Genomic DNA, 26,652 nt, shown 5'->3' on the forward strand with positions numbered 1-26,652 from the left:
AAAGCCGGCGACGATCATTTTCGGCGTGTGCTCGACCGCCAGGCGCTCGACTTCGTCGTAGTCGATCAGGCCGGTCTTGGTGTCGATGCCGTATTGAACCGCGTTGTACAGTTTGCCCGAGGACGACACTTTAGCGCCGTGGGTCAGGTGGCCGCCGTGGGCCAGGCTCATGCCCAGGAGGGTGTCACCAGCCTGCAGCAAAGCCAGGTACACCGCGCTGTTGGCCGAGGAACCCGAGTGCGGCTGGACGTTGGCGTAGTCGGCACCGAACAGCTGCTTGGCGCGCTCGATGGCCAACTGTTCAACCACATCGACGTGCTCACACCCCCCGTAGTAACGCTTGCCTGGGTAGCCTTCGGCGTACTTGTTGGTCAGCTCGGTGCTCTGGGCCTGCATCACTTGCGGGCTGGTGTAGTTTTCCGAGGCGATCAGCTCGATGTGGTCTTCCTGGCGTTGTACTTCACGGCTGATGGCCTCCTGCAGCGCAGGGTCGAAGTCGGACAGGGTGAGGCTTTTATGGAACATGTGGGTGCTTCCTTATTGTTGGGGGCAGGCAAGGCCCGGACGGGGTCCGGGCCTGGGCAGTCAGGCGTCCTGGTAGACCGACATGGGCGGGCAGGCACAAGCCAGGTTGCGGTCACCGTAAACGTTGTCCACGCGCCCCACTGGCGGCCAGTACTTGTTCTCGCGCAGCGTCTGCAACGGGTACACCGCCAGCTCCCGGCCGTAGCGATGGGGCCATTCGCCCACCAATTCACTGGCGGTGTGTGGGGCGTTTTTCAGCGGGTTGTCGAGCGCGTCGAAGGTGCCATTTTCCACGGCGCGGATTTCCTCGCGGATGCAGATCATCGCCTCGCAGAAGCGGTCCAGCTCTTCCTTGGACTCGCTCTCGGTCGGCTCGACCATCAGCGTGCCAGCCACCGGGAACGACATGGTCGGGGCATGGAAGCCGAAATCGATCAGGCGCTTGGCCACGTCCTCGACGCTGATGCCGCTGCTGTCCTTGAGCGGGCGCAGGTCGAGGATGCATTCGTGGGCGACCAGGCCATTCTCGCCGGTGTACAGCACCGGGTAGTGCTCCTCCAGGCGCCGGGCAATGTAGTTGGCACTCAAAATCGCCAGCTGCGAGGCACGCTTGAGCCCTTCGCCACCCATCATGCGGATGTACATCCAGGTAATCGGCAGGATGCTCGCACTGCCATAAGGCGCTGCGCAGACGGCACCTTGTTTATGTTCCAGGTGCGCGTGGCCAGGCAGGAACGGCGCCAGGTGCGCCTTGACCCCGATAGGGCCGACACCGGGGCCGCCACCGCCGTGCGGGATGCAGAAGGTCTTGTGCAGGTTGAGGTGCGACACGTCGCCGCCGAACTTGCCCGGGGCGCAGAGGCCGACCATGGCGTTCATGTTGGCACCGTCCAGGTACACCTGGCCGCCGTGCGCATGGATGATGTCGCAGATGCGGGTGATGCCCTCTTCGAACACCCCGTGGGTCGAGGGATAGGTGATCATTAGCGCGGCCAGTTGCGCCCGGTGCTGCTCGGCCTTGGCTTGCAGGTCGGCCACATCGACGTTGCCGCGCTCATCGCAATTGACCACCACCACGCGCAGGCCGGCCATCTGCGCCGTGGCCGGGTTGGTGCCGTGGGCGGACGACGGGATCAGGCAAACATCACGGCCCGCTTCACCACGGCTGGCGTGGTAAGCGCGGATGGCCAGCAGGCCTGCGTATTCCCCTTGCGAGCCGGCGTTGGGCTGCAACGACATCGCGTCATAACCGGTGGCCTCGCAGAGCATCGCCTGCAATTCGTCCGTCAGTTGCCGATAGCCGAGCGACTGTTCGGCCGGGGCGAACGGGTGCAGGTTGGCGAACTCGGGCCAGGTGATCGGGATCATCTCGCTGGCGGCGTTGAGCTTCATGGTGCACGAGCCCAGCGCGATCATGGTGCGGTCCAGCGCCAGGTCCTTGTCGGCCAAGCTGCGAAGGTAGCGCATCAGTGCTGTTTCAGAATGGTAGCGGTTGAACACCGGGTGCTGCAGGAACGGGGTTTCACGCAGCAGTTGCACTGGCAGGCAATCGCCACAGCCCTCTGCCAGGGCGACGAAGCCCGGAAGCGCCTGGCCCGGGGCGGCGAACACCTGCCACAAGGCCTCGACACTGGCCTGCTCGCAGGTTTCATCCAGTGACAGGCCGACCCGCTGGGCGTCGATCGGGCGCAGGTTCAGGCGGGCCTCTTGGGCGGCGGCCAGCACATCGGCCGCTGGCCTGGCAGTGACCACGCTGACGGTATCGAAGAAGTGCGCTTGTTCCACTGTGTGCCCGAGCTGCAGCAGCCCTTGCACCAGGACTGCCGTTAACCGGTGCACACGCTGGGCGATCTGCGCCAGGCCTTGAGGGCCGTGATACACCGCGTACATGCTGGCGATGTTGGCCAGCAGTACCTGCGCGGTGCAGATGTTGCTGGTCGCTTTCTCGCGGCGGATGTGTTGCTCGCGGGTCTGCATGGCCAGGCGCAGCGCCGGCTTGCCAAAGCGGTCGATGGAGACACCGACCAGGCGGCCGGGCATGTCGCGTTTGAACGCATCGCGCGTGGCGAAGTACGCCGCGTGCGGGCCGCCAAAGCCCAGCGGCACGCCAAAGCGCTGGGCGCTGCCCAGCACCACGTCGGCATCGAACTCGCCCGGCGGGGTCAGCAGGGTCAGCGCCAGCAGGTCGGCGGCCACCGCCACCAAAGCGCCGACGGCATGGGCGCGTTGCACCAGGGCCCGGTGATCGGCGATAGCGCCAGTGCTGGCCGGGTACTGCAGCAACAGGCCGAAGTACGCCTCAAGGCCCTGGCCTTCCAGTGCCGCTTCATCACCGATGACCACCTCGATACCCAGCGGCTGGGCACGGGTGCGCAGCACGTCAAGGGTTTGCGGGTGGCAGTGGCGGGAGGCGAAAAAGGCCGGTGCCTTGCTCTTTGCCAGGCGCTTGCAGAAGGTCATGGCTTCGGCCGCAGCGGTGGCCTCGTCGAGCAAGGAGGCGTTGGCGATCTGCATGCCGGTAAGGTCGCAGACCAAGGTCTGGAAATTGAGCAGCGCTTCCAGCCGGCCTTGGGAAATTTCTGGCTGATACGGCGTGTAGGCGGTGTACCAGGCTGGGTTTTCCAGCAGGTTGCGCAGGATCGGCGTCGGCGTGTTGGACGGGTAGTAGCCTTGCCCGATATGGTTGCGAAACAGCTGGTTCTTCGCGGCGATGGCCTTGAGCGCAGCCAGGGCCTCGGCCTCGCCCTGCCCTTTGCTCAGTTCAAGCACGCTGGTGCCTTTGATGCTGCCTGGGATGACGCTGTCGACCAGGGCCTGCAGGGAGCCATGGCCGGTCAGCGCCAGCATCGCCTCGATATCGTGCTCACGCGGGCCAATGTGGCGGGCGATGAACTCATTATCCGTGGTCAATGGAAACGGTGCGTTGTGCATGTCGATACCCTGGCTCAGGCGTTGTCGGCCAGGAAGCGGTCGTAGCCGTCCTGGTCCATCAAGGTGTCGAGGTCGGCGAGATTGGCCACCTGGATACGGAAGAACCAGCCGTCCTGCATCGGCGAGGCATTGACCAGTTCCGGGTCGTCGGCCAGGGCCTGGTTGACCGCCACCACCGTACCGTTCAGGGGCATGCTGATGTTGCTGGCGGCCTTCACCGACTCCAGCACTGCGACTTCATTGCCCTCGCCGTACTCGCCCGGCTCTGGCAACTGCACGAACACCACGTCCCCCAGCGCCTCCTGGGCATAGGTGGTGATGCCGACAGTCAGTTCGCCAGTCGCTTCCAGACGCAGCCATTCGTGTTCGGGGGTAAAACGCAGCATGCTCATGGATCTTCCTCTCTTGTTATCAGGTAGGTCCCGGTACAGGACTGAAAACTACAAGAGCAAGGGCGATGCCAACTTGATTAAATCCTTTTATTTCAATGGTTTGAGATACAAGCCGGCGCCAATCCAGTCGGCCCAGGCGGAACGAATAAGCTCCAGTGAATCGCCCCGGCAGGCCTGCGTGCCGGGGCGTGCCAATGAACGCGGGGACCTCGCCGAACTGGAGTGCAATCACTCCAGTGGAACGCATTGACACCAGGGTGCTACGCCCGGGTGGCAATGCCGTATTTGCGCAAGCGCTGGCCGATGGCCGTGTGCGACGTCTGCAAGCGTGCGGCCAGTTGCCGGGTCGAGGGATAGGTTGCATAGAGCTTTTCCAGCAGGGATTTTTCGAACCCCTGCACGGCCGCTTCCAGGCTGATGATTTCGTGTACGTCGGCCTGCTGGCTGCTCAAGGCGGTGCCGGCCAACTCCAGGTCGTCGCAGTCGATCACCTCCCCTTCGCTGATGGCCGCAGCGCGGAAAATCACGTTCTGCAACTGGCGCACGTTACCCGCCCAGCGGTTGCCCAGCAGCAGCGGATGGGTCGCCAGCGCCAACCGGCAGGGCGAGCGCTGTATCTGCGTGCAGGCCTGGCGCAGGAAGTACTCGGCCAGCAGCAGGATGTCCTTGCCTCGCTCGCGCAAGGGCGGCACCTTGAGGTTGAGCACGTTGAGGCGGTAGTACAGGTCTTCGCGGAAGCTGCCTTCGACCACCATGCTTTCGAGGTTGCGGTGGGTGGCACAGACCACCCGCACATTCACCCGCACTTCACCGCCACCGCCGACGCGGCGGAAGCTGCCGTCATTGAGAAAGCGCAACAGCTTGGCCTGCAGGTAAGGCGACATCTCCCCCACTTCATCGAGAAACACCGTGCCGCCATCGCCCAGCTCCAGCAGGCCGGGCTTGCCGCCGCGCTGGGCGCCGGTGAATGCGCCAGCGGCGTAGCCAAACAGTTCGCTTTCGGCCAGGCTCTCGGGCAAGGCGGCGCAGTTGAGGGCCAGGAACGACGCATCGCGCCGGGCACTGAGGGCGTGGCAGGCGCGGGCGACCAACTCCTTGCCGGTGCCCGTCTCGCCCTGGATCAGCAGCGGCGCCTCAAGGCCAGCCACCTTGTGCAGGCGCACCTTGAGTTCCTTCAGCGCCGTGGAATCGCCCAGCAGCCCCTCCAGCCCTTCGGTGTGGTCGTGCAGCAGCGACGCCAGGCGCTCGCCGATGCGGCTTGGCGGGTACAGGGTAAGCAGGCCGCCCACCAGGGCATCGGCACCGCCGCTGATGGGCGTGGCTTCCAGCAACAATGCCTGGCCCTGGAAGCCGACCTCGCACATGGGCAGGCGAAAGCCCTTGTCGATCAGGGTTTGGGCCAAGTCGGCCTCGGCAAACAGGCGCGACAACGGCTCGCCGGCCGGCTCGCGGCCAACGAGGTTGACCAGGGTGGGGTTGGCCAGCAGCACATGGCCGCCCGGGTCGACCGCCAGCACCGGGTCGCTCATCGACGCCAGCAGGGCCTCCAGTTGCAGGCGCCGGCGGTGGCCAGGCAGGAAGTCGACCAACTCGACCGCCTGCACCCCCACCACGCGCAACAGCGCACCGTAGAGCTCGTCCAGCACGGCCTGTGACAGCGCCGGGGCGTCGATGTAGACGTTGGGCGGGATCATTTCCACCGCGTCCAGGTTGAGGTTGCGCGCCCCTAGCAGTGCCAGGATTTCCTGGGTGATGCCGACGCGGTCGATGAAGGTGACGTGGATTCTCATCGTGATTCCCTGGTTGGCGAAACGACAACAGGGGGACAGCGCACCCGGCGCTGTCCCCCTGGTTAGAACGTGAAGGCGGCGGTTACTCCGCTTCGAGCGACAACGCGGCGTGCTCCTGTTTTTTCTGGCGAATGGACCGGTAGGACAGGCCCAGCACGGCAAACCACACAGGCACAGCGAACAACGCCATGCGGGTGTCCGCCTCCAGGGCCAGCAGGCCGAGGATGAAAGCGAAGAACACCAGGCAGACCCAGCACATGATCGTGCCGCCCGGCATCTTGTATTTCGACGCACGGTGCAGGTGGTCACGCTGTTTGCGGTACGCCAGGTACGACAGCAGGATGATCGACCAGACGAACATGAACAGCAGGGCCGACACCGTGGTAATCAGCGTGAACGCGTCGAGCATGTTCGGCACCAGGTAGATCACCAGGGCGCCAGCGGTCAGGCAAATACAGGAGAAGATCAGGCCGTTGGAGGGCACTGCACGGTGTGACAACGCGCTGAACCGGCCCGGTGCATCACCCTCCACCGCCAGGCCATAGAGCATGCGGCTGGTCGAAAACACGCCACTGTTGGCCGAAGACGCCGCAGACGTCAGTACCACGAAGTTGATGATCCCCGCAGCAGCAGGCAGCCCGGCCAGCACGAACAGTTCGACGAAGGGGCTCTTGTTGGCCACCACTTCTCGCCACGGGGTCACGGCCATGATGGCAATCAGCGCCAACACGTAGAAGACGATGATGCGCAGCGGGATGGAGTTGATGGCCCGTGGCAGGTTGCGTTCCGGGTTCTTGGTTTCGGCCGCGGTGGTGCCGACCAGTTCGATGCCGACGAAGGCGAACACCGCAATCTGGAAGCCGGCGAAGAAACCCATGGCGCCGTGGGGGAACATCCCGTCGTCGTTCCACAGGTTAGCCAGCGAGGCGACGTTACCGGTGGGCGACTGATAAGCTGCCGCCACCATGTACACCCCGGTGCAGACCAAGGCGCAGATGGCCACGATCTTGATCATGGCGAACCAGAACTCCAGTTCACCGAACATCTTCACCGTCATCAGGTTGAGCGACAGCAACACACCGACGCAGGCCAGTGCCGGTAACCACAAGGGAATATCCGGGAACCAGAACTGCGAATAGGCGGCGATGGCAATAACGTCGGCAATACCGGTCACGATCCAGCAGAACCAGTAGGTCCACCCGGTAAAGAACCCCGCCCACGGGCCTAACAGGTCCGCCGAAAAGTCGATGAATGACTTGTACTGCAAGTTGGACAACAACAGTTCGCCCATCGCCCGCATGACGAAAAACAGCATGAAGCCGATGATCATGTAGACGAAGATGATCGAAGGCCCAGCCAGGCTGATGGTCTTGCCAGAGCCCATGAACAGGCCCGTGCCAATGGCGCCGCCGATGGCGATCAACTGGATATGGCGGTTGGACAGGTTACGTTTGAGTTCGTGGGTGTCACCCTCAGGCGGACAGTGACCCTGCGGCAGGTTATTCATTGTTATTTACCTTGCTAGTTTAATTGTTTTTATAACGTCACAAGTTCAACTTTCTAACCGGACATGCGTTGCAACAGCCGGCCGAACGCAAGGGAAAGAGCAAGGACTATGCCAAAGGCTAGAGCCCGCTAAATACGGGGGTCTGTGTGGGTATTAACGTTTATTGCTGTAATGAAGCCACTCCAGGCGGTGGCGGTAAAGGCGCGGTGTACGACACCGAAGCGTCGTATACCGTGCCCTGCCCTGTGCTGTATCGATATCACTACAATGGAGCGCTATCAGTCCAGGTTTATCTGCTTCATCCGCCCCATGGCCAGCGCTGTACCTGTGGGAGCGGGTTTACCCGCGAAAAATCCGACGCGGTGTATGGCACCGGCTTCGCCGGTGTTCGCGGGTAAACCCGCCCACAGGGACCGCGTAGGCTCACCCACGCTTGATCACGCACGCACCTCGCGCCGCGGCGCGCGGCTGCGCTGTTGTTCTTCCCACCCGTCCACCAAACCGACCGGCACATCGACCGGCGCCAGCGGCTCACGCCCGCGCACCAGGTCGGCGGCACGTTCGGCCAGCATGATGGTCGGCGCGTTGAGGTTGCCGTTGGGCTCGCTCGGGAACACCGACGAGTCGATCACCCGCAGCCCCTGCAGGCCATGCACACGCAACGTCGAATCCACCACTGCCATGTCGTCCTCACCCATGCGGCAAGAACCGCACGGGTGCATGGTGCTTTCCATGTTGGCACGCACGAAGGCATCGATCTGCTCATCGGTCTGCACCTGCGGCCCAGGTGCCAGCTCCTCGCCGCGGAAGCGGTCCATGGCCGGCTGAGCGATGATCTCGCGGGTCAGGCGCACGCAGCGGCGGAAGCCCTCGCGGTCCTCCTCGCTTTGCAAGTAGTTGAAGCGGATTTCCGGGTGCTGGTAAGGGTCGGCCGACAGGGCCCGCACATGGCCGCGGCTCTTGGGCTTGTTCGGCCCGGTCAGCACCATGAAACCGTGGCCCTTGAACGGTTTGTCACCGTCGTAGCGCATGGCCGCCGGCAGGAAATGGAACTGGATGTCCGGCCAACGCAGCCCCTTGGACGAGCGGATAAAACCACCCGCCTCGAAGTGGTTGCTGGCGCCCAGGCCATCCTTGAACAGCAGCCAACGCAGGCCGATCATCGCCTTGCCCAGCAGGCTCATCTTGCCGTTGAGGGTCACGGGCTCCTTGCACGCGTACTGGATGTAGATTTCCGAGTGGTCCTGCAGGTTTTCGCCCACACCCGGCAGGTCGTGCAGCACCTTGATGCCGGCCTTTTTCAGCACCGCCTCTGGGCCGATACCCGAGCGCTGCAACAGGTGCGGCGAGCCGATCGGGCCGGACGATACCAACACTTCACGGTTGCAATGCACCGTGTGGGTCTGCCCGCCCTCGTCATACTCCACGCCCACTGCGCGCTTGCCGTCGAGCAGGATGCGCCGGGTCATGGCGTGGGTCACCACGGTCAGGTTCGGCCGGTTCATCGCCGGGCGCAGGTAGGCATTGGCGGTGGACCAGCGCACCCCGTCCTTGACGGTCATGTGCATGGCGCCGAAGCCTTCCTGCATGTAGCCATTGCAGTCGGCGGTCTTGATGTAGCCGGCCTCGGCGCCGGCCTCTACCCAGGCACCGTACAGCGGGTTCTGCATGTTGTTGCCGTTGTTGGTGGCCAGCGGCCCTGCGCCGCCGCGGTAGTCATCGCCACCAAACTTGAAATGCTCGGCGCGCTTGAAGTAGGGCAGGCAGTTGCGGTAGCTCCAGTGCTTCGCGCCCAGGCTTTCCCATTCATCGAAGTCGCAGGCATGGCCACGGATGTACACCAGCCCGTTGATCGAGGACGATCCCCCCAGCACTTTGCCCCTCGGGCAGTGCAATCGGCGGCCGTCCAGGTGGGCTTCGGCGGCGGTCTCGTAGCGCCAGTTGTACTTCTTGGTATTCATCGGCAGCGAGAACGCACTGGGCATCTGGATGAGCACGCTGCGGTCACTGCCGCCGAACTCCAGCACCAGTACCGAGGTGCCGGCATCTTCGGTCAGGCGGTTGGCCAGGACGCAGCCGGCAGAGCCTGCGCCGATGATGATGTAGTCGTATCGTTTTTTCATTGTTCTAGTCCTGTACGCGAAGGCCTGCGGCCTCGATGTTGCGTTCATTGCCCTTGGGGTAGCCGCCCCAGCCCAGGCGTGTGGCCAGCAGGCGGGTCAGGCCGTAATGCACCAGCCCGGCCAGCAGGCAGGACGGCAGCGAGGCGGTGGCGAAGGAGAAGAAATCGGTATGGGCCAAGGTCTGCGGGTTGAACACCACCACGTAGATGGCAAACCCTGCCACCAGCGCCAGCAGCGCGATGGGGTTGAAGCCTTTGCAGAAGCGCAACGGCGAGCCGCTTTGCTCGGCATACAGATGCCGCAGGTTCAGGCGTTGCTTGCGCAGGAAGAAGTAATCGGCGATGCCGATGCCGGCCAGCGCGCTGTTCAGCGCCGACGTCCACACCAAGAAGATGAAGAAGCCGTCGTAGATACCCGGGAGGCACACCACGATGACCACCGGGATGATGCAGAACAGCCCGATCAGCATCCCCCAGCCCAGGCTGCGCAACCGCTCCCCGGCCAACTGACGCAGGCCGATGACGGCTGTGTAGAGGATGTTGACCATGCCCGTCAGGTTGGCCAGGGCCAGGAAGCTCAGGGCGATCACGCCGAAGGTCATGCCGCCGGCCAGCCGCATCCAGGCGGTGGGGTCGCTGCTGCCCAAGGTGGTGGCGGCGAACAGGCTGACCGACTCACCCAGCGACGCGGCGCCGAAGATGCCCACCAGGTTGGGCCAAAACGCCGTACGCTGGTTGCTGCACAGGCGCGACAGGTTGCCGATGTAGGGCCACCAGGAGAACCCCGCAGCGATGTTGATTTCTACCGCGATCATGAAGTTGACGTGCGGGTTTTCGAACGGAGGCTGCAAGGGCGGCATGGCCAGCAGTTCGCCGAAACTGTAGCGGCGGGAGATGAAGTACATCAGCGCCAGCATGATCAGAATCAAGCTGGGCGCGATCACCGCGCTGAGGCGGCGGATCATGTCCGGCCCGCGCATGGCCACCAGCGCCGCCAGCACGATGGCCAGCAAGGCCCCAGCGGTCACCAGCCAGTCGTTGCTGTCGGGCTGGCTGTGCTGCACGAGGGTTTCCAGGTTGTCCAGCGCACGCCCGCACATCAGCCCCAGCACCGCCAGCCAACCCATGGTCAGGATCACCACCGAAAGGGTATAGACCAGCCGGCTGCCATTGAGGCCAAACATGCTGCGCAGGAAAGTGAACTGCTCGACGCCGTACTTGCCGCACGGCAGGCAGGTGGACGAGGCCGCGAGCACCACGCCGATGATGTTGCCGATGATGATCGCGGCAATGCCCTGCAAGGGCCCGACGAACAGCGCGGTGGCACCGCCGATCAAAAACACCCAGGTGGCCACCGCCAACGCCGAGTTGGCGTAGGCATAACCCCAGAAGCCCCAGACCCGCTCACCCGGCAGCAAGGGTGTATCGCCGCGTTCGGCGGCCAGGCGAAATTCCTGCTCTCTGGAGCGGCTCATGGCTGGCCCCCCAGGCAATACGCGCCCACCACCATGACCAGGGTCAGCACGGCCAGGGCAACAACATCCGCCGCGCTCAGCGCGCCGGGCCAGTGCGCCCTGCCCTCCAGTTCTTCATAGGCGCGCAGGCGCCGTTCCAGGTCTTGTGCACGCTCGGTATCCACTTGGCTGTTCATTGGCATCACCTCGACGGGTTCTTGTTCTTGAAATTCGATGCGTTCATGTGGCCCGCGTCGCTCGCCAAACCAGGCGACGCGGGCCAGCCCTGTACCTCAGGGCAAGGTGATCCAGACCGCCTTGGTCTCCAGCAGAAACTCCAGTTGTTCAGCGCCCATGTCCTTGCCATAGCCCGATTGTTTGTAGCCACCAAACGGCATGGAGGGGTCCAGCGTACTGTGGGCGTTGACGTAGACGGTGCCAGCACGCAGGCGCGGGATCAGCCCGTGGACCTTGCCCAGGTCGTTGGAATAGATGGCCGCGGCCAAGCCGTATTCCGAATCGTTGGCCAGCGCCAGGGCCTGCTCCTGGGTATCGAAGGGCAAGGTCACCAGCACCGGGCCAAAGATCTCCTCGCGGACGATGCGCATGTCGTTGTTGCAGTGGGCGAAGATGGTCGGCTGCACGTAGAAGCCCGGGCCTTCGACCGGCTCGCCACCGTAGTACACCTGCGCCCCTTCGGCCTTGCCCAGGGCGATGTATTCCAGTACCCGCTGCTGTTGCTGGCGCGACACCATGGGGCTGATGAAGCAGTCAGGGTCCAGGCCCGGGGCAATCTTCAGCGTGGCCGTATAGCGGGCCAGCGCTTCGAGGAAGGTTGGGTAGACGCTGCGCTCGACATAGGCACGGGTACCGGCATCACACACCTGCCCCGAGTTGAAGAACACACCGTTGGCGACCGCCTCGGCCGCCGCGTCAATGTCGGCATCGGCGAACACGATCACCGGCGACTTGCCGCCCAGTTCCAGGGTCAGGCGTTTCATCTGGTCCATCGCCGCCTTGCCCACCGAGCAGCCCACCGGGGTAGAGCCGGTGAAGCTCAGCTTGTCGATGCCTGGGTGGCTGGACATCGCCGTGCCCACCACGCTGCCGCGACCGGTGACGATGTTCAGCACACCGTCAGGGATGCCCGCCGCCTGCACCAGCTCGGCAAAGCGCAGGGCCGACAGCGACGTCAGCTCCGCCGGTTTTACCACCACGGTGCAGCCGGTCGCCAACGCCGCGCCGAGCTTCCAAGCCATGGTTTGCAGCGGGAAGTTCCAGGGCACGATGGCCCCCACCACGCCGACCGCTTCCTTGCGGGTGTAGGCCAGGTAGTTGCCCGGCAGCGAAGGCTCGACCGTGCGCCCATGAATCTTGCTGGCCCAGCCCGCGAAATAGCGCAGCGTATCGACGGTACCTTGGATATCCACCGCGCGGGCCTGGGCGACCGACTTGCCCATGTCGATCGACTCGATCTGCGCCAGCTCGTCGGCATTGTCCTCTATGAGGTCGGCCAGGCGATGAATCAGGCGCTCACGTTCCAGGGGCTTGAGCTGGCTCCAGGGGCCGCCATCGAATTGCGCACGGGCGGCACGCACCGCGCGGTCGAGGTCGTCCTGCGTGCCCATCGGGATGCGCGTCAGCACGCCCTCGGTGGACGGTTCGATGACCTCGGCGCTGGCACCGTCACTGGCCTCGAGCCAGGCACCGCCAATGAACATGCGCTGGGGCTTGCAGAGAAAACGCTGGGTGGCCTCGGAAACGCCGAAGGCCTGCAGGTAGGCTTTTACCTTGTTGTCCACGTTACAGTCTCCGGATCAGCGGGCGTTGGCACGCGCGTGGAAGATGAAGCCGATGCTGTTCATCAGCAATTGCGCGGCCAGAATCGAGGTCACGCCTGCCGGGTCGTAGGCCGGGGCCACTTCCACCAGGTCCATGCCGACAATCCGCCCCTGGCTGCGCCGGGCCAACGCCTGGATGATCTCCAGTACTTCGTAGTAGAAGAATCCGCCATGGCTCGGGGTGCCGGTGCCTGGGGCGATGGACGGGTCGAAGCCATCGATGTCGATGGTGATGTAGTAGTCGCGGCCTTCGGGGATCTTTGCCAGCACACCTTCGCAGCCCAGGCGACGCACGTCGCGTACCGAGAGGATCTGCGAGCCGGCTTCGCGTGCGGCATCGTAGTCGTCGCGGTTGGAGGACGACACGTTGCGGATGCCCATCTGGGTCATGCCGACGATGTGGTCCAGCTCCGAGGCGCGGCGCAAGGGGCTACCATGGCCGTAGCGCACGCCATGGCGCTCGTCGACGAAGTCGAGGTGGGCATCGAAGTGCACGATGTGGATCGGCCCACGCCCTTCGAAGGCCTTGATGACTGGCGCATGGATCGAGTGGTCGCCGCCCAGCACGATCGGCATGGCACCCGCCGCGAGGATCTGGCGCACGGCCGACTCGATGTTGGCATTGCTGGTGGCCATGTCGGTGTGCACGATATCGGCGTCGCCGACATCGACCATGCGCAGCTGGTCATCGGTCAGGTAGGTGGCGTCATCTTCGAAGTCGTAGGCACCGGCGTGGCCGAACGAGAACAGGGTCGATGCCTCGCGGATGCCGCGCGGTCCAAACCGTGCGCCCGAGCGCCATTGGGTCCCCATGTCGTTGGGCGCGCCGAGGATCGCCACATCGGCGTCGATGGCATTCCAGTCGGTGCAGATGGGTGACTTGGCGAAGGTGCAATGCCCTACGAAGGGCAGGTTCAGGCGGCCGGATTCATAACCATGCTTTGCCATGTTCGGGTTTCTCCACTTATTGTTCTGGTCAGGAGACGGGGCGACTGCTCGACCGCCGTTGCAGCCACTATGGCGGCAGGCCAACGCGGGAAAAATGCGCAAGTGCAGATGCATACATCGGCCAACCCGAAGTAATCGCCCGCTGCCAGCGGCCAGGCGAAATGCCGGGTGTGCACCGGCAGTCATTTGCAGGTGCCGGGCATTGCAGTGATCACAGGGGCGTGGTTAGCTTGAAAAAAAACAATGGCCGGACGCTCATATCAGCCAGCGCGATGTGACGCACCGCCAGGAGGCCCCAGTGATCCAGCTCCACGACGTCGATCTGAAGCTCCTCAGGGTATTCACCACCATCGTCAGGTGCGGTGGCTTTTCTGCGGCGCAGGCCGCCCTCAACGCCGGCCAATCGACCATCAGCGAACAGATGACGCACCTGGAAACCCGCCTTGGGGTCAAGCTGTGCCAGCGCGGGCGCAGTGGCTTTCGCCTGACCGAACAGGGCGTGGCCATCCACGAAGCCACCTTGCGCCTGCTCAGCGCGGTGGAAAGCTTTTGCATGGATGCCGACGTGCTCAAGCAGCACATCAGCGGCAAGCTCAACCTGGGCATCATCGACTCCACCCTGACCGACACCGCCTCGCCTCTGCCGCGCACCACCCAGCGCTTTGTTTCACGCGGGCACGATGCCCACCTGCACATCTACATCGGCGCCCCGGCGGAGCTGGAAGAGCGTGTGCTGGACAGCCGGCTGCACCTGGCCATCGGCCATTTTCCGCTGCGCGTGCCGGGGCTTTCGTACCTGCCGCTGTACGACGAAGCCCTGGGGCTGTACTGCGGCCGACGCCATCCGTTGTACGCCAGCAAGGCGGCGAACGGCCGGTTGCTTGAAGAGGTTCGCCAGTGCCATATCGTGGTGCGCGGCTATATGCAGCAATACGACCTGGAGCAACTGGGCATCACCAAGGCCGCCGCGACCGTGGAGAACATCGAGGCGGCCGCGATCCTGATCATTTCCGGTGCCTATATCGGGTTTCTGCCGGTGCACTTCGCCGAGCAGTGGGTGAAAACCGGCGAAATGCGCCGGCTGGGCGCGAACACCCTGGACCTCACCTCGCCCTTCGACGTAATCACCCGGCGCGGCGTGTCACCACCGCCGATCTTGCGGGCGTTCCTCGAAGACCTGAACGCCTGCATGCACCAGGCTGGGGGCGTTTGAGCCCGCCGGCTCAGGCAATAACCCGGGCAACCTGCTGCGCGCGAACAAGCCCGGTCGTCGCCAGGCCCTGAAGCCTTGCCACCAGCACGGCGCGGGCGGTTGGCGAGGTGGCAGGGTCGATAATCCGATACTGGCGATCGCACCAGCCGCTGATCTCCTGTAGCCAGCCGGCCTGCAAGACGGGCTCGGCGTCCAGGCGTTGCAACAGGTAGGCCACTTGCTGCCAGCCAGACAACAAGTGGAGCACCGCCAAGCGACGCGGCGCCGGGCATTCATGCCAATGGCGGTCCAACCAGGCGCTTGCCTCGACATTGACGGTCGCCCAGGGCAGCTTGCCCAATTGCACGATGGTGGCGGCGAACACCTTGTCCGAAGGGTCGCCCAGCAGGCCGAACAGCTCACCCGCAGTGGCCTCCCCTGCCTGGTGCACCGCAGCAAAACGCACAAAGGGATAGCGCGATTGCAAGGCGGCCCTCCACCACGCGAGGGGGAGTTCCACCTGCAGCTCTGCGCCAAGGCCGAGCACGCCCAGCCAATCGCGTTTTGTGGTGGGCATTTCACCGGCCAGGCGCGCCGCCAGCACCGCCGCAGCGTCAACCCCGTAGCGCGGCGCCTGCCAACGCGCAAGGCTGCGGATCGCGGGCGAGGCATCCAGCAAGACCTGGCGCAGTAACGGCTGCGGGTCATCCAGCAAGGGCAGCAATGCCCGCAGCACACAGACCCGTACCTTGGCAGCCGCGTGTGGCAAGGCGTGCACTAACAGCGGCACGGCTTGCGTAGCGGGGAGCGCCTGGCACGCAGCAACCGCTGCCAGGCGAACAGTCAATTCGCGGTGGGCCAAGGCATCACGCAGCAGGGTTGCAGGCTCGGTGTCGGCTTCCAGCAAGCGCGCAAACAGAAAACGCGCGGTCTTGCCTTGCCGGGTCAGAAAATCAAGGTGGACCTCACGCCGAGCCTGAGCCCCCTGCAACACTGCACACACCTGTTCCAGGGTGGCCGCATGATCGACTCGCCGGCGCGCAGCCAGCGCCACCACTGATTCCAGGGCGCTCAACAATGACGTCACATGGGCGCCTGTGAGGTAAGGCTGAATGCCCGCCTTGGCCAGTTCGCGAACCTGCGGCACCCAGTCATTCAACCGCTCGATCAGCGCCTGCAAGGCTTGCGGCGTTTGCTCGGCGCACAGCGCCCGTACCGCGACTTCTCGAACGAAGCCGTTGTCGTGATGGCTGAGGGTGATCCACGTATCGCCATCGCGGGCAGACGCGATCAGTTCGAGAGCTTCATTACGCCGCTGCTCGGCCCAGGACCCTGCCGGTACCTGCCTTGCCTTCAGCCGACCCAACCAGTTGCTGATGGAGCTTACATTCATTCCCTTGTATTCCATGTGCGTGCAGTGTGGGCTTCAGACGCTATTCGAAGGCTCAGGTTTCACGGCAGCTGAATTCGGAGCCTGGTTCAATCTGCTTCTGCAGCCAGCTGCCCCTCGATCCAGTCGATGAATGCCCGCACCTGGGGTCGTTTCAACTGCTCTTTGCGGGCGACCAGGTAGTAGGCGAAGCGTGAAGGCCAGGGCCGGTCCACGGCCACCACCAGGCTGCCGTCACGCAGCCCCTCTTCGGCGTGTTGCGCCTGTACCAGGGCGATACCTTGACCACTCGCGGCCGCACTTAGCAACAGCAGTTCTTCGTCAAAACTCGGCCCGCGCCGGCTGCGGCTGTCGGGCTCGAAGCCGTGGGCCTGCAACCACAGCGTCCAGTCGGCACGGTCGGCATCCTGCAGCAGCGGGTACTGCAAGCAATCCTCAGGCGCATGCAGTGGCGGGCCGCTGGCGAGCAGTGCCGGGCTGCACACCGGCAACAGCACCGGCGCCAGCAAGGGTATCGACTGCAGCCCCGGGTAGTCGCCCAGGCCATGGCGCAAGGCGATGTCGACACGGTCACGGTGCAAGTCGACCAACACCGCCGTGGCCTCGACACGGACCTCGATGCCGGGGTGCAGCGTGCTGAAACTGGCCAGGCGCGGCACCAGCCAGCTAGAAGCGAAGGACGGTTGCGTGCTGATGGTCAGGGTGCTGGCGCGGGCCAGGGCTTCAAGGTCGAGCAGTGCGCGCTCGATGTCACCAAAGCCACGTGATACGCCTGGGTACAGGCTCGCCCCAGCCTCGGTGAGCTGCACGCCATGACGGCTGCGGGTCAACAGAGTGACGCCTAGGCGGTCCTCCAGCAGGCGAAGCTGCTGGCTGATGGCCCCAGGCGAAACCCCCATGCGCTCGGCGGCGGCTTTCAAGCTACCTAGGCGAGTGGTTTCGCTGAAGGCGCGCAAGGCAAGCAGTGGCAGGACGGCGCCCATTACATTCCTCACTTTAGAAAAACTAACGTTTAGGGTAGAAGCAATCGTTTTTGTATCTTGCTTCATCTGCATAGCATAGCGCTCAGGCCAAACAACTTGCGTTAGTTTTCCTGAGGTTACTCGATATGCCTGACCCGTCACTGGTGCTCTATACCGACAGCTCGCCCAACGGCTTCAAAGCCACCATCGCCCTCGAAGAGATGGGCCTGCCCTATCGCCTGGAACATGTTCGCATCGAGCACGATGAGCATCTGCAAGCAGGCTTTCTGGCGCTCAACCCGGCAGGCCGCATTCCGGTGCTGGTCGACCACGGCGCCAACATCGTGCTGTTCGAGTCGGCCGCCATCTTGCTGTACCTGGCACAGCGGAGTGGCCAGTTGCTCGACTCCGCACCGCAGCCACGCTGGGCGGCGATCACCTGGCTGATGTACCACAGCGCCAGCATGGGGCCGCTGCTCGGCCAGCGCGTGCACTTCGAGTGCTTCGAAGCCACGCCCAACCCGGCTGCGCTCAAGCGCTACCGCAGCCTTACCGAAAGCACTTTCGCGGTCCTCGACCAGCAACTTGCCAGCCACCCATGGCTGGCCGGCGACCACTACTCGATCGCGGACATCGCGACTTTCGCCTGGCTGCACATCGCCGCCCTGGTGGGCTTCGACTTCAGCCCCCACCGCCACCTGACGCGGTGGTACCAGCAGGTGGAGCAACGCCCCGCCGTGCAACGCGGCATCCGCCTGCCAGCCCCGGCCACCGGCCCATGAACGCCCACAACCCAGGAACAGCCATGAACGCTAAAACCGCCACCTGCGGCGCCAACGCCAACGCTTTCGCCCACCACCCCGGCTACCGGCGCATGTTTGCCCCGGATCACCTGACCCTGGGCATCTTCATGCCGCAGCGCTTCTATGACGGCGACCTGCAGGCCCTGGCCGGGCAGGCGCGGCTGGTCGGCGAAATCGACCGCCTGGGCTTTGCCGCCGCCTGGGTGCGCGATGTGCCGTTGTTTGACCCGGCCTTCGGTGATGCCGGTCAGGTATTCGACCCGTTCACCTATCTGGCTTACCTGGCCGCGCACACCCGGCAGATCGCCCTGGTGACCGGCAGCGCGATCTTTGCCTTGCGCCACCCGATCGACCTGGCCAAGGCCGCCACCACCGTCGATACCTTGTCGGGCGGGCGCTTGGTGCTGGGCATTGCCTCAGGCGACCGCCCCGTGGAGTTTCCCGCCTACGGCCTGGACCACGGCAGCCGCGGCGAGCGCTTTGCGCACAGCGTGGACTACTTCCGCCAACTGTTGGCCGAGCACCCAGGGCCTATTCAGTCGCCGTTGGGCCAGCTCAGTAACGCCCGGCTGTTGCCCAGGCCTGTGTCAGGGCGCATCCCCCTGGTGGTGACCGGCTCGTCGCGCCAGACCCTGCAGTGGCTGGGCGAGCACGCCGATGGCTGGCTGACCTACCCCGATGCCACCCATAACATCCTGGGGCCACGCCGCCTGGCCGAAAAAATCCGCGCCTGGCGCGAAGCGATCCCGGGCGGGGGGTTCCGCCCGCACATGACCAACGAATGGATCGACCTGGACGACGATCCCAACTTCCCGCGTACGCCGCAGCAAGGCGGCTATGTACTGCGCACCGGGCGCAACGGGCTGATCGACTTGCTTGGCGAGTGGCGCGAGGCTGGGGTCAACCATGCGGCCTTGGGCGTGCAAATGGCGCGGCGCCCGGCCCGGGAAATCATTCAGGAACTGGCCGAAGAGGTAGTGCCGCTGTTTCCGGCGCTGGCCGGGCCTGCGCCGCAGTCGCAAGACTGGTAAAGCGTGCCAGGCAACGCAGATGCACAGCAGACGGTATGGGGCTTGCCCGCAAAGCAGGCGCCGCGGTGGATGGCACGGGCTTCGCCCGTGTTCGCGGGCAAGCCCGCTCCCACCCGAACGGTGTAGCCGGCAAGGCTAGCGCCGCACCTGTGGAAGCAACTGTCTCGCGCAATTTATAAAAATTGATTCATTACGTGGGAGCGGGCTTGCCCCGCGAACACCGGCGAAGCCGGTGCCATGCACCGCGTAGCCCCATTCGCGGGACAAGTCGGATCGCCGCACCGCCGCCCCCCCGAACGGTGTAGTCGGCAAGGCTAGCGCCGCACCTGTGGGAGCTGGCTTGCCAGCGATGCGGCCGGAACAAGCATTACAAGACAGTTGCTCTCACACGGGCACTGCTAGAACAGTGAAATGTGAGGTTTCCTACAGAAGCGGGCTTGCCTGTGGCATTGCCGCGAGCCACTGCATCATCAACTGTGCCAGCACTTGAGGCTGTTCAAGCGGGATCATATGACCGGAGCCTTGAATGATCTCGAGGCGTGCTCCCGAGATCTGACTGCATAAGGCTTCAGCCTCTTCAACTTGCCTCAGCGCGTCCTGCGCTGCCGCAATCACAAGTGTCGGGCACTGGATCTGATGGGCCCCCACACCCGCTCTGGTCAGCAGCGACTGTGTGGCAAATACCGCATGCCCCATGCGTGCCCCCATCTCACGAATTCTGCCAGTCAGGGCATTATCCGCAGCACGCTGCGGATGCACCGACTGCCTGATGGCAGCCAGGCTCAAACCGCGAAACTGCCCGTGAGCCGACGCATCGACCGCCGCTTGTTTGGCTTTCTGCCGCTCGGGCGAATCTTCACGCAGGGAGGTAGCGATCAGTATCAGGGCAGCCACACGATCTGGGCACTGCTGCACGATTGATCTCGCCACATAGCCTCCAAGGGAAAAACCAACGAGGACGAAACGAGGCGGCGCACTTGCCACGACATGGCGGGCGATCTGCGTAAGGGTTTGCCCCTCGAGCAGGTTGGCCCGGTGGACCTCACACGTAGCGGGCAGGCTCTCGACCACTTCATCCCAGAGCGTTTCGTCCAGCATGAAGCCTGGGATCAACACCAGGGGGAGCGCGTTTTCAGGGGGCATGTTCTTCACCAGGCAAATCCAGACTGCAGCATACGGGCCAACGCTGATCAGTTACACAGCGGGTCGCGCAACGCATCGGCAATGTGTGTGTACAACGCATCGGCGGCGCGTGAACCTGCGGAGTCTCGACTGCGGGTCAGTACCACCTCCGCCACCGGCAGGTCCGGCAGGCCGTGCCGCAGGTCGAGCACCTTGAGGTGCGCCGGCAAGCTGCAGCGGGTGACCACCGCCACCGCCAGGCCACTGTCCATCGCCGTCAATTGGCCGCTGACGTTGGGGCTGTTGTAGACCACGCGATACTCCCGGCCCAACCCGGTAATGGCGGCGAGTATCGATGTGCGCAAGCGATCGCTGAGCCCGTGCACAGCGATCGGCAGCGGGCTGCGCTTCCACGCCTCATGCTGCTCGGCGCCGCCCCATACCAGCGCTTCCCTGAACAGCAGTTCGCCGCGCGATGGCGCGTCACGGGTCAGCAGCGCCAGGTCGATCTGGCCACGGTCAACCTTTGCCCACAGTGTGGCTGAGTCCTCGCAGGCCAGGGTGACCTCGACCTCGCCAAAGCGGGTCATGAAACTGCGCAAGGCCGGCATCAGGTAGGTCACGGCATAGTCATCCGGCACACCCAGGGTGACGCGCCCGGACACCGCACCGCCGTGCATCGCGTCTACCATCGTCGAGTGGGCCTCGAGCAACTTGCGCGCGTGGCCGAGCAGGTCGTAGCCGGCAGGGGTCAACGACAGCTGCCGAGGCTCGCGCTTGAACATCGGCCGGCCGAGGCTGTCCTCGAGCTTTTTCAGCTGCATGCTCACTGCCGACTGGGAACGAGCGACCTGACGCGCGGCTGCCGTCATCGACCCGCTGTCCACCACGGCCAGAAACGTACGCAACCAGTCGATCTGTAAATCCTTGGACTGCATGGTGGCGCGCTACCATTCGATAATCGAATGCCTTGTATAACAGATATTCGCTTTTCTGGAATATCCCTGTGCCAGCACACTTGTCGCTACAACGACAGCATCAGCACAGCAGTGAGTACGTCCCATGCCCCACCTGCACACCCGAAGCGAAATCTTGCGAGGCGCCAAAGATGCGCTCCCCGTCATGTTCGCGGTCGCGCCCTATGCCATGGTTCTCGGCGCGCAAGCCTCTCAGGTCGGTCTGTCTTTGGCTGAAGTGGGCGCGATGACGGGCCTCAACTTCGCCGGGGGTTCGGAGTTTGCCGCTATCAAATTGTGGGCGGCGGTCCCGCCAATGCTGACGATCGTGCTCATCACGCTGCTGATCAACAGCCGGCACATCGTCATGGGCGCCGCCTTGGCGCCGTTTCTGCAGCACCTGCCTAAACGCCAGGTGATTCCTGCGTTGTTCTTCATGGCCGACGAAGGGTGGGCGATCAGCTACGCCGACACCCTGCGCCGTTCGCAGGGCCAGCAACTGCCCGCGTTCAGTTGGCCGTACTACTGGGGCGCCTGCCTGCCCTTCTACCCCGTCTGGGTCGGTTTTGCCTTGATCGGCGCGGCAATCGGCCCGGTGCTCGGCAACATTGAAGCTTATGGCTTTGCCATGGCCTTTCCGGCGGTATTCATCGTGCTGCTCAGGGGCATGTGGAAAGGGCCGCGGCTGGCGTGCGCGTGGCTGGTCAGCCTGCTGGTGGCGATACTGGTGTACCTGACGGTGCCGGGGGCCTGGTTCGTGTTTGCCGGCGTGATCGCGGGCATGCTGTTTACCTACCTGCGGGAGGTCATGCAATGATCAGCGCGGCGGCTTTGCTGACAATACTGGGCATGGCATCTGCCACCTATGCAACACGGCTGGCAGGTTACCTGTTGCTGCGCAAGCGCAAGCTCGGGCCGCGTGCCCGCGCCGTCATGGAGGCAGCACCGGGATGCGTGCTGATTTCGGTGATCGCCCCACACTTTGTCTCGCCTCATCCTGAAGAGTTGATTGCGCTGGGCATCACGCTGGTTGCCGCATGGCGCTTGCCGATGCTGTTCACCGTCGCGATTGGCGTGGCGTCGTTGGCGGTACTGCGATTGTATTGGTCGTGAGAACCTGGATTTTGCCCTTCTGCGCGACAAGGACGCTGCATGCTCGTCAACTCGGTCCGCCTAAGCCTCTCCCGCTCCAGCTTCGAGTGACTGATCTGCTTAAGGCAATGCTTGCATCACCTCGGCAACCATCTTCTGCGTACTGTTCGTACCGTCAACCCGCAACACTTCAGACTTCTGCTCTGCCAACCACGCCTCGTGCCACGCTCGGTTGCGCCCCGAGAAGTTAGGGTCGTCATACTGCGAGGCCCATTCGCGGAAGGCCGTGTGGATCCCGTGCATGTCGCCACCCGGTGCAATCCGATCGCCAAAGCGCTCTTTTTCACGCGCGGCCAGCCGTTCAAGGCGAATGGGCGTGGGGGTGACGACGAACACGGTCAGGTCGACGTGCGCAAGCAGCGCATCGCCCCACACCATGCAGGAACCGGTCAGTACCCAATCTTGGTCACCGAGCTTTTGCTGGATCACTTTCACGCGGTCAGGGACAGGCCGCTTGGTCGTGAAAGGTGGGTCGGTGGGCATCCAGTAAGCATCATCGACATCCACATGCCGCGCACCCAGCACGGTCGCGAGGTTTTGACCCAAGGTGGTCACACCGGCACAGGAAGCACCCGTAATGTAGATTCGCAATTGTTCCTCCATGAATGCACGTCGAATTCGGGGCCGCACTATACACCCGACCGGCGCAAGACGCTGAACCCGACGGCTGGCATCGGGTCAGCGTCAGGAAGAAAAGGCAGCCTCAACGCTCCATGACATAAGTACCCGGCGCAGGGCAAAGCGGCCGGTACTTGCGCGAGCCCAGCTTCTTTGGCGCTGCCAGGCTTTCGCCGGAACGCTGCCCAATCCATTCGCGCCAATGCGGCCACCAACTGCCTTGCTGGCGCTCCCCGGCGTTCTGCAGCCAGGTTTCCGGCGCCTCGGCGGCGGCGGGCGCCGCGTAGTAGAACGACTTGGGGTTGCCGGGTGGGTTTACCAGGCTTTGCAAGTGGCCGGCATTGGACAGCACGTAGGTCGTGTCCTCGCCGAACAGCCGGGCGGTGCCGTAGCAGCCTTGCCAGGGGGTGATGTGGTCGGTAGTGCCGCCCACCACATAGGCGCCCACCGTTACCTGGGTCATGTCGATCAACTCGCCGTCAATCTCCAGGGTGCCGGGGTTGCTGTAGGGGTTTTGCTGGATGAGGTAGAGGTAGTCAGCGTGCAGCTGAGCGGGGAGCCGCGTGGTGTCGTTGTTCCAGGCGAGAATGTCGAATGCCGGTGGCGGGTTGCCCAGCAGGTAGTTGTTGACCCAGTAGTTCCAGATCAGGTCGTTCGGGCGCATCCAGGCGAACATGCGGCCCATGTCCTGGCCACTGAGCACACCCTTGCGCCGGGAGCTGGCCTTGGCCGCGCGCAGGGCGGACGGCGTGGTGAACATACCCAAGGTGGTGTCGTTAAGCGCCGACGCCGTGTCGAGTACGCACACGGCCCAGCTGGTATTGGCCACCTTGTGGCCCTCGCCACGGGCCGCCAGCCAGCCCAGGTAGGCTGCCAGGGTGATGCCGCCCGAGCAGGAGCCCCACATGTTTACATCCGGGCTACGGGTAATTCGACGCGCCACGTCCACCGCCTGATCGAGGCACAGCGCGTAATCGGACAAGCCCCAGTCGCAGTGCTCGCGGGTGGGGTTGCGCCAACTGATGACGAACAAGCTTACGCCGCTGTCCTGTATCCACTTGACCAGGCTTTTTTCCGGCGACAGGTCGATGGCGTAGTACTTGTTGATCTGCGGCGGCGACATGACCAAGGGCCGGGCAAAGACCTTTTCGGTGGTGGGCGCGAACTGCAGCAGCTCGAACATTTCACAGCGAAACACCACCTCGCCTTTGGCCGTGGCGATGTTTTCACCCACCGTGAATGGCGTACTGTCGACCTGCCTCGGGAGGCCGCGGTTGTTCAGCATGTCCTGGCCGAAGTGGCGGATGCCCCTGGCCATGCTCATGCCGCCTGTGTCCACCAGTTTGCGCAGCGCCGCGGGGTTGGTCAGCGGGGAGTTGCTCGGTGCCAAGGCATCGGCCAGCTGTGCTGCGACGAAGCGGGCGCGGCTTTTTTCCAGCGGGGCCAGGTCGGTGGCCTCGATGAAGCGGGTCAGCTCTACCTGGCCAGCCAGGTAACTCTGCAACAGTGCGCGCAGGAAGGCGTTGGATTGCCAGGCCGGGTCGGCGAAGCGCTTGTCCTTCGGGTCTGGCGCGATGCTGGTGTTGCCTGCAACGATGCCGCGCAGCGCCTTCAGGTAGCCCCCCACATGGGCACCCGCCTTGAGCGGCGAGGTGCCCACGGCCTTGAGCAGGTAGCCGGCTGAACTGGCCAGGTCGGCTGGGCGCAGGCTGACCAGGGGGTTGCCTGCCAGGGGCTGGCTGGGGGTGACGGTCTCGTTCGTTTGCGTGGATCTGCTCATGGCGGCTCTTGATTCCGGGCACGGTTGTGTTGTGCTCCGACTCTAAGGCAGCCGTGGCTGCGGCCACTTCTCATCGCACGACAGCGGTTTTTCACTTCATGACGGGGGAGCGATCTGACAGAAAGCACCGGCAAACTCGGTGCCATCCACGCTATGGTCAAGACAACTCCCCGAAAGAGCAATCACGGCTAGGCACCTTGATGCCTGGACACAGGATGCTAGCGCTCACCGCACCTTCCAGAGGCTCCGTTCGTTGACTGACTCACAGCACAGCCCTACCTACGCAAAACGGTTCGAAGCCGTGCTTGCCTACATCGACAACCATCTCGAAGATGACCTGTCGGTGAATGCACTGAGTCGCATCGCCAACTTCTCGGCGTTTCACTTTCATCGGCAATTCACGGCGTTCATGGGCGTTCCGGTTTCACGGTATGTGCAACTGATGCGGCTTCGACGCGCGGCGCACCAATTGGTCGCCTCGCCCGCAACGTCCGTGCTGGAGGCCGCATTTGGCGCTGGTTTCGAAAGCCCCGAAGCCTTTTCCAGAGCCTTCAAGCGTGCCTTCGGCATGGCGCCGAGCGTGTTCGCCAAGGCCCCGAACTGGCAGGCCTGGAGTGCGGTATTCGTTGTTCCCCATCGTTCCAGGAGTATCACCATGCAGATCCGTATCGTGGATTTCACCGAAACCCGCGTAGCCGCGCTCGAACACCGAGGTGCGCCCGCCCTGGTCGGCGAAAGCGTCGCGCGTTTTCGCCAATGGCGCATGCACAGCGGCCAATCGCCAGTGGCCAGCAGCCGCACCTTCGGCATCCCCTACGACAACCCCGACACCACACCGTTGCACGCCTTCCGCTTCGCCGTTTGCGGCGAGATAGACGAGGCTGTGCAGCCCAACGATTTCGGCGTGCACGAACGGATTATCCCGGCAGGGCGCTGTGCGGTGATTCGGCATACCGGTTCGCCTGACTACATTGGCGAAACCATCTACCCGCTTTATCGTGACTGGTTGCCGTCGAGCAACGAAGAGCTGCGCGACCACCCGCTGTTCTTCCATTACCTGAGCGCGTACCCGGAAACGCCCTTGGAGCAATGGCAAACGGATATCTACGTCCCGCTGAAGTAGGCCGTGCCCTGCCCGCCCGGTGCCGGGCCGCCGAGCCCCCACGCATGAGCCTCTTCGATAAAGTGCAGCACTGCACGCGAACGCTCGTCAATCCGTGAAATCAGCGAAAGTTCACTGACCATTTCCGCTTGCGCCAGGGGCACGATGCGGATGCCCGGCATGGTCAGCCGGGTCATGGTTTCGGGCACGATGCTCAGGCCGATGCCGGCGGCCACCAGCCCAGGAATACTCATCAGCGACGGCACATACATGATGTTCTGCGGGTGCAACTGGTGCTGCCGGCACGCTTGGAGGGTGTGGGAGGTCAGGCCGATGCCGGTGCTGTCCTGGAGAAACACGAACTTTTCGTGGCGCAGGGTCGACAGGTCCCCGCTGAAGCGGTCGGCCAATTCATGGTTGTCCGGGATGAGCAGGACGAGCCTGGACTGGCTGAATGGATGGGTGCGCAGACGGTCCGGCAGGTGGTCCTTGAACACCCGGGCAAAGGCCAGGTCGAGTTTGTGGTCGAGCAACATGTCGAACTGCGCGCGAATACCGGCGTCGACCAGCGACACCTTGACCTCGGGGAACGTGCTGAAGTAATGCCGGAGCAATTGCGGCAAATTGGCTTCGAACAATGCCGAGTGGTAACCGATGTTGATTTCGCCCACCTCCCCCCGCTTGGCACGCCGGGCCGCGGCCATTGCCCGTTCGCTGGCCTCGATGGACTGCCGCGCGTGAGGCAGGAACGCCTCGCCAGCAGCGGTCAACGCCACGCCGCGGTTCTCCCGCCGGAACAGCGTCAGCCCGAGCTCAGACTCAAGCGTTCGCATCAATTGGCTCAGTGCCGGTTGTGCAATGCCCAGTTGCTCTGCCGCCCGGCTGAAATGCTGCAGGTCAGCGGCGACCACAAACGCTCTAAGGTGACGCAGTTCCATAATCGCTACCCATAAGGCTGGCTTATCTATTTATCGTGATTTCGATAATTATTCTGCAAGCAGGATGCGCTAACGTCTATTCACTTCGACGATTCC

At 63.8% G+C, this 26,652-nt stretch carries 22 protein-coding genes and 1 pseudogene; 6 read left to right on the forward strand and 17 right to left on the reverse strand.

The window, feature by feature from the left end; genetic code table 11:
• From glyA to speB, 10 genes and pseudogenes are all read right to left on the reverse strand, one after another.
• Positions 1 to 525 (reverse strand): annotated as a pseudogene (gene glyA / locus GIB19_RS27015) (serine hydroxymethyltransferase); the annotation flags it as partial.
• A gap of 60 nt (positions 526 to 585) precedes the next feature.
• Positions 586 to 3,456 carry an aminomethyl-transferring glycine dehydrogenase gene (gcvP, locus tag GIB19_RS27020; protein ID WP_274888709.1) on the reverse strand — a complete coding sequence of 957 codons (2,871 nt, stop codon included), beginning with the start codon at positions 3,454 to 3,456 and terminating at the stop codon, positions 586 to 588.
• Positions 3,457 to 3,470: 14 nt separating this feature from the next.
• Positions 3,471 to 3,848: a glycine cleavage system protein GcvH gene (gene gcvH, locus GIB19_RS27025; protein WP_027596340.1), complete on the reverse strand. Its 378-nt coding sequence runs from the start codon at positions 3,846 to 3,848 to the stop codon at positions 3,471 to 3,473.
• A gap of 260 nt (positions 3,849 to 4,108) precedes the next feature.
• Positions 4,109 to 5,638, reverse strand: coding sequence for a sigma-54-dependent transcriptional regulator (locus tag GIB19_RS27030; RefSeq protein ID WP_274888710.1), 1,530 nt, complete (start codon positions 5,636 to 5,638; stop codon positions 4,109 to 4,111).
• Between the two features lie 82 nt (positions 5,639 to 5,720).
• Positions 5,721 to 7,145: a D-serine/D-alanine/glycine transporter gene (gene cycA / locus GIB19_RS27035; protein ID WP_274888711.1), complete on the reverse strand. Its 1,425-nt coding sequence runs from the start codon at positions 7,143 to 7,145 to the stop codon at positions 5,721 to 5,723.
• Positions 7,146 to 7,582: 437 nt separating this feature from the next.
• Positions 7,583 to 9,268 carry a choline dehydrogenase gene (gene betA / locus GIB19_RS27040; RefSeq protein WP_099429685.1) on the reverse strand — a complete coding sequence of 562 codons (1,686 nt, stop codon included), beginning with the start codon at positions 9,266 to 9,268 and terminating at the stop codon, positions 7,583 to 7,585.
• A 4-nt stretch (positions 9,269 to 9,272) separates the two neighbouring features.
• Positions 9,273 to 10,742, reverse strand: coding sequence for a cytosine permease (locus GIB19_RS27045; RefSeq protein ID WP_274888712.1), 1,470 nt, complete (start codon positions 10,740 to 10,742; stop codon positions 9,273 to 9,275).
• Positions 10,739 to 10,918 carry a hypothetical protein gene (locus GIB19_RS27050; RefSeq protein ID WP_027596335.1) on the reverse strand — a complete coding sequence of 60 codons (180 nt, stop codon included), beginning with the start codon at positions 10,916 to 10,918 and terminating at the stop codon, positions 10,739 to 10,741. The genes GIB19_RS27045 and GIB19_RS27050 overlap by 4 nt, the downstream gene beginning before the upstream one ends.
• 96 nt (positions 10,919 to 11,014) lie before the next feature.
• Complete coding sequence (locus GIB19_RS27055) at positions 11,015 to 12,523, reverse strand: aldehyde dehydrogenase family protein (protein ID WP_274888713.1); 1,509 nt, start codon at positions 12,521 to 12,523, stop codon at positions 11,015 to 11,017.
• Positions 12,524 to 12,538: 15 nt separating this feature from the next.
• Entirely contained in the window at positions 12,539 to 13,510 is a 972-nt protein-coding gene (gene speB / locus GIB19_RS27060; RefSeq protein ID WP_027596333.1) for an agmatinase, read from the reverse strand.
• Positions 13,511 to 13,808: 298 nt separating this feature from the next.
• Here speB and GIB19_RS27065 point away from each other — a divergent pair, with 298 nt between their 5' ends.
• Entirely contained in the window at positions 13,809 to 14,723 is a 915-nt protein-coding gene (locus GIB19_RS27065) for a LysR family transcriptional regulator (RefSeq protein WP_027596332.1), read from the forward strand.
• A 10-nt stretch (positions 14,724 to 14,733) separates the two neighbouring features.
• On the opposite strand, the gene GIB19_RS27070 is transcribed toward GIB19_RS27065, so the two are convergent.
• A complete protein-coding gene (locus tag GIB19_RS27070) occupies positions 14,734 to 16,095 on the reverse strand; it encodes a HEAT repeat domain-containing protein (protein ID WP_274888714.1) in 1,362 nt (453 codons plus the stop codon).
• Between the two features lie 86 nt (positions 16,096 to 16,181).
• Positions 16,182 to 17,075 carry a LysR substrate-binding domain-containing protein gene (locus GIB19_RS27075; protein ID WP_274888715.1) on the reverse strand — a complete coding sequence of 298 codons (894 nt, stop codon included), beginning with the start codon at positions 17,073 to 17,075 and terminating at the stop codon, positions 16,182 to 16,184.
• Positions 17,076 to 17,200: 125 nt separating this feature from the next.
• Between GIB19_RS27075 and GIB19_RS27080 the strand changes: the two genes are divergently transcribed.
• Together GIB19_RS27080 and GIB19_RS27085 are read left to right on the forward strand one after the other, a co-directional pair.
• The gene (locus tag GIB19_RS27080; protein ID WP_265969686.1) at positions 17,201 to 17,836 is read left to right on the forward strand and encodes a glutathione S-transferase family protein; all 636 of its coding nucleotides are present in this window, start codon (positions 17,201 to 17,203) and stop codon (positions 17,834 to 17,836) included.
• Positions 17,837 to 17,859: 23 nt separating this feature from the next.
• Positions 17,860 to 18,888, forward strand: a complete 1,029-nt coding sequence (locus tag GIB19_RS27085) for an LLM class oxidoreductase (protein WP_265969685.1) — start codon at positions 17,860 to 17,862, stop codon at positions 18,886 to 18,888.
• A gap of 423 nt (positions 18,889 to 19,311) precedes the next feature.
• Here GIB19_RS27085 and GIB19_RS27090 read toward each other — a convergent pair whose 3' ends face one another.
• Positions 19,312 to 20,031: an alpha/beta fold hydrolase gene (locus tag GIB19_RS27090; protein ID WP_274888724.1), complete on the reverse strand. Its 720-nt coding sequence runs from the start codon at positions 20,029 to 20,031 to the stop codon at positions 19,312 to 19,314.
• Positions 20,032 to 20,078: 47 nt separating this feature from the next.
• A complete protein-coding gene (locus GIB19_RS27095; RefSeq protein WP_033694336.1) occupies positions 20,079 to 20,948 on the reverse strand; it encodes a LysR family transcriptional regulator in 870 nt (289 codons plus the stop codon).
• A 124-nt stretch (positions 20,949 to 21,072) separates the two neighbouring features.
• On the opposite strand from GIB19_RS27095, the gene GIB19_RS27100 reads away from it, so the two are divergent.
• Positions 21,073 to 21,783, forward strand: coding sequence for an AzlC family ABC transporter permease (locus GIB19_RS27100; protein WP_274888718.1), 711 nt, complete (start codon positions 21,073 to 21,075; stop codon positions 21,781 to 21,783).
• A complete protein-coding gene (locus tag GIB19_RS27105; RefSeq protein ID WP_027596326.1) occupies positions 21,780 to 22,079 on the forward strand; it encodes an AzlD family protein in 300 nt (99 codons plus the stop codon). Before GIB19_RS27100 ends, GIB19_RS27105 begins: the two co-directional genes overlap by 4 nt.
• A gap of 99 nt (positions 22,080 to 22,178) precedes the next feature.
• On the opposite strand, the gene GIB19_RS27110 is transcribed toward GIB19_RS27105, so the two are convergent.
• Together GIB19_RS27110 and GIB19_RS27115 are read right to left on the reverse strand one after the other, a co-directional pair.
• The gene (locus GIB19_RS27110; RefSeq protein WP_099429692.1) at positions 22,179 to 22,709 is read right to left on the reverse strand and encodes an adenylate kinase; all 531 of its coding nucleotides are present in this window, start codon (positions 22,707 to 22,709) and stop codon (positions 22,179 to 22,181) included.
• A gap of 112 nt (positions 22,710 to 22,821) precedes the next feature.
• A complete protein-coding gene (locus tag GIB19_RS27115; protein ID WP_274888719.1) occupies positions 22,822 to 24,516 on the reverse strand; it encodes an alpha/beta fold hydrolase in 1,695 nt (564 codons plus the stop codon).
• Positions 24,517 to 24,769: 253 nt separating this feature from the next.
• Here GIB19_RS27115 and GIB19_RS27120 point away from each other — a divergent pair, with 253 nt between their 5' ends.
• A complete protein-coding gene (locus GIB19_RS27120; RefSeq protein WP_274888720.1) occupies positions 24,770 to 25,639 on the forward strand; it encodes an AraC family transcriptional regulator in 870 nt (289 codons plus the stop codon).
• Here GIB19_RS27120 and GIB19_RS27125 read toward each other — a convergent pair.
• A complete protein-coding gene (locus tag GIB19_RS27125) occupies positions 25,621 to 26,556 on the reverse strand; it encodes a LysR family transcriptional regulator (protein WP_099429695.1) in 936 nt (311 codons plus the stop codon). The genes GIB19_RS27120 and GIB19_RS27125 overlap by 19 nt on opposite strands.
• Positions 26,557 to 26,652: the final 96 nt, after the last annotated feature.

Origin of the sequence: Pseudomonas sp. ITEM 17296 (genome assembly GCF_028895205.1) — a bacterium.
Taxonomy (GTDB): Bacteria; Pseudomonadota; Gammaproteobacteria; order Pseudomonadales; family Pseudomonadaceae; genus Aquipseudomonas; species Aquipseudomonas kermanshahensis.

What these genes read in the sequence shown, in the direction of transcription:
- GIB19_RS27030 (WP_274888710.1), bottom strand. Translation starts at nt 5,638, where the DNA reads ATGAGAATCCACGTCACCTTCATCGACCGCGTCGGCATCACCCAGGAA.
- GIB19_RS27105 (WP_027596326.1), top strand. Translation starts at nt 21,780, where the DNA reads ATGATCAGCGCGGCGGCTTTGCTGACAATACTGGGCATGGCATCTGCC.
- gcvP (WP_274888709.1), bottom strand. Translation starts at nt 3,456, where the DNA reads ATGCACAACGCACCGTTTCCATTGACCACGGATAATGAGTTCATCGCC.
- GIB19_RS27050 (WP_027596335.1), bottom strand. Translation starts at nt 10,918, where the DNA reads ATGAACAGCCAAGTGGATACCGAGCGTGCACAAGACCTGGAACGGCGC.
- GIB19_RS27115 (WP_274888719.1), bottom strand. Translation starts at nt 24,516, where the DNA reads ATGAGCAGATCCACGCAAACGAACGAGACCGTCACCCCCAGCCAGCCC.
- GIB19_RS27125 (WP_099429695.1), bottom strand. Translation starts at nt 26,556, where the DNA reads ATGGAACTGCGTCACCTTAGAGCGTTTGTGGTCGCCGCTGACCTGCAG.
- GIB19_RS27085 (WP_265969685.1), top strand. Translation starts at nt 17,860, where the DNA reads ATGAACGCTAAAACCGCCACCTGCGGCGCCAACGCCAACGCTTTCGCC.
- gcvH (WP_027596340.1), bottom strand. Translation starts at nt 3,848, where the DNA reads ATGAGCATGCTGCGTTTTACCCCCGAACACGAATGGCTGCGTCTGGAA.
- cycA (WP_274888711.1), bottom strand. Translation starts at nt 7,145, where the DNA reads ATGAATAACCTGCCGCAGGGTCACTGTCCGCCTGAGGGTGACACCCAC.
- GIB19_RS27080 (WP_265969686.1), top strand. Translation starts at nt 17,201, where the DNA reads ATGCCTGACCCGTCACTGGTGCTCTATACCGACAGCTCGCCCAACGGC.
- GIB19_RS27100 (WP_274888718.1), top strand. Translation starts at nt 21,073, where the DNA reads ATGCCCCACCTGCACACCCGAAGCGAAATCTTGCGAGGCGCCAAAGAT.
- speB (WP_027596333.1), bottom strand. Translation starts at nt 13,510, where the DNA reads ATGGCAAAGCATGGTTATGAATCCGGCCGCCTGAACCTGCCCTTCGTA.
- GIB19_RS27075 (WP_274888715.1), bottom strand. Translation starts at nt 17,075, where the DNA reads ATGGGCGCCGTCCTGCCACTGCTTGCCTTGCGCGCCTTCAGCGAAACC.
- GIB19_RS27095 (WP_033694336.1), bottom strand. Translation starts at nt 20,948, where the DNA reads ATGCAGTCCAAGGATTTACAGATCGACTGGTTGCGTACGTTTCTGGCC.
- GIB19_RS27090 (WP_274888724.1), bottom strand. Translation starts at nt 20,031, where the DNA reads ATGCCCCCTGAAAACGCGCTCCCCCTGGTGTTGATCCCAGGCTTCATG.
- GIB19_RS27045 (WP_274888712.1), bottom strand. Translation starts at nt 10,742, where the DNA reads ATGAGCCGCTCCAGAGAGCAGGAATTTCGCCTGGCCGCCGAACGCGGC.
- betA (WP_099429685.1), bottom strand. Translation starts at nt 9,268, where the DNA reads ATGAAAAAACGATACGACTACATCATCATCGGCGCAGGCTCTGCCGGC.
- GIB19_RS27070 (WP_274888714.1), bottom strand. Translation starts at nt 16,095, where the DNA reads ATGAATGTAAGCTCCATCAGCAACTGGTTGGGTCGGCTGAAGGCAAGG.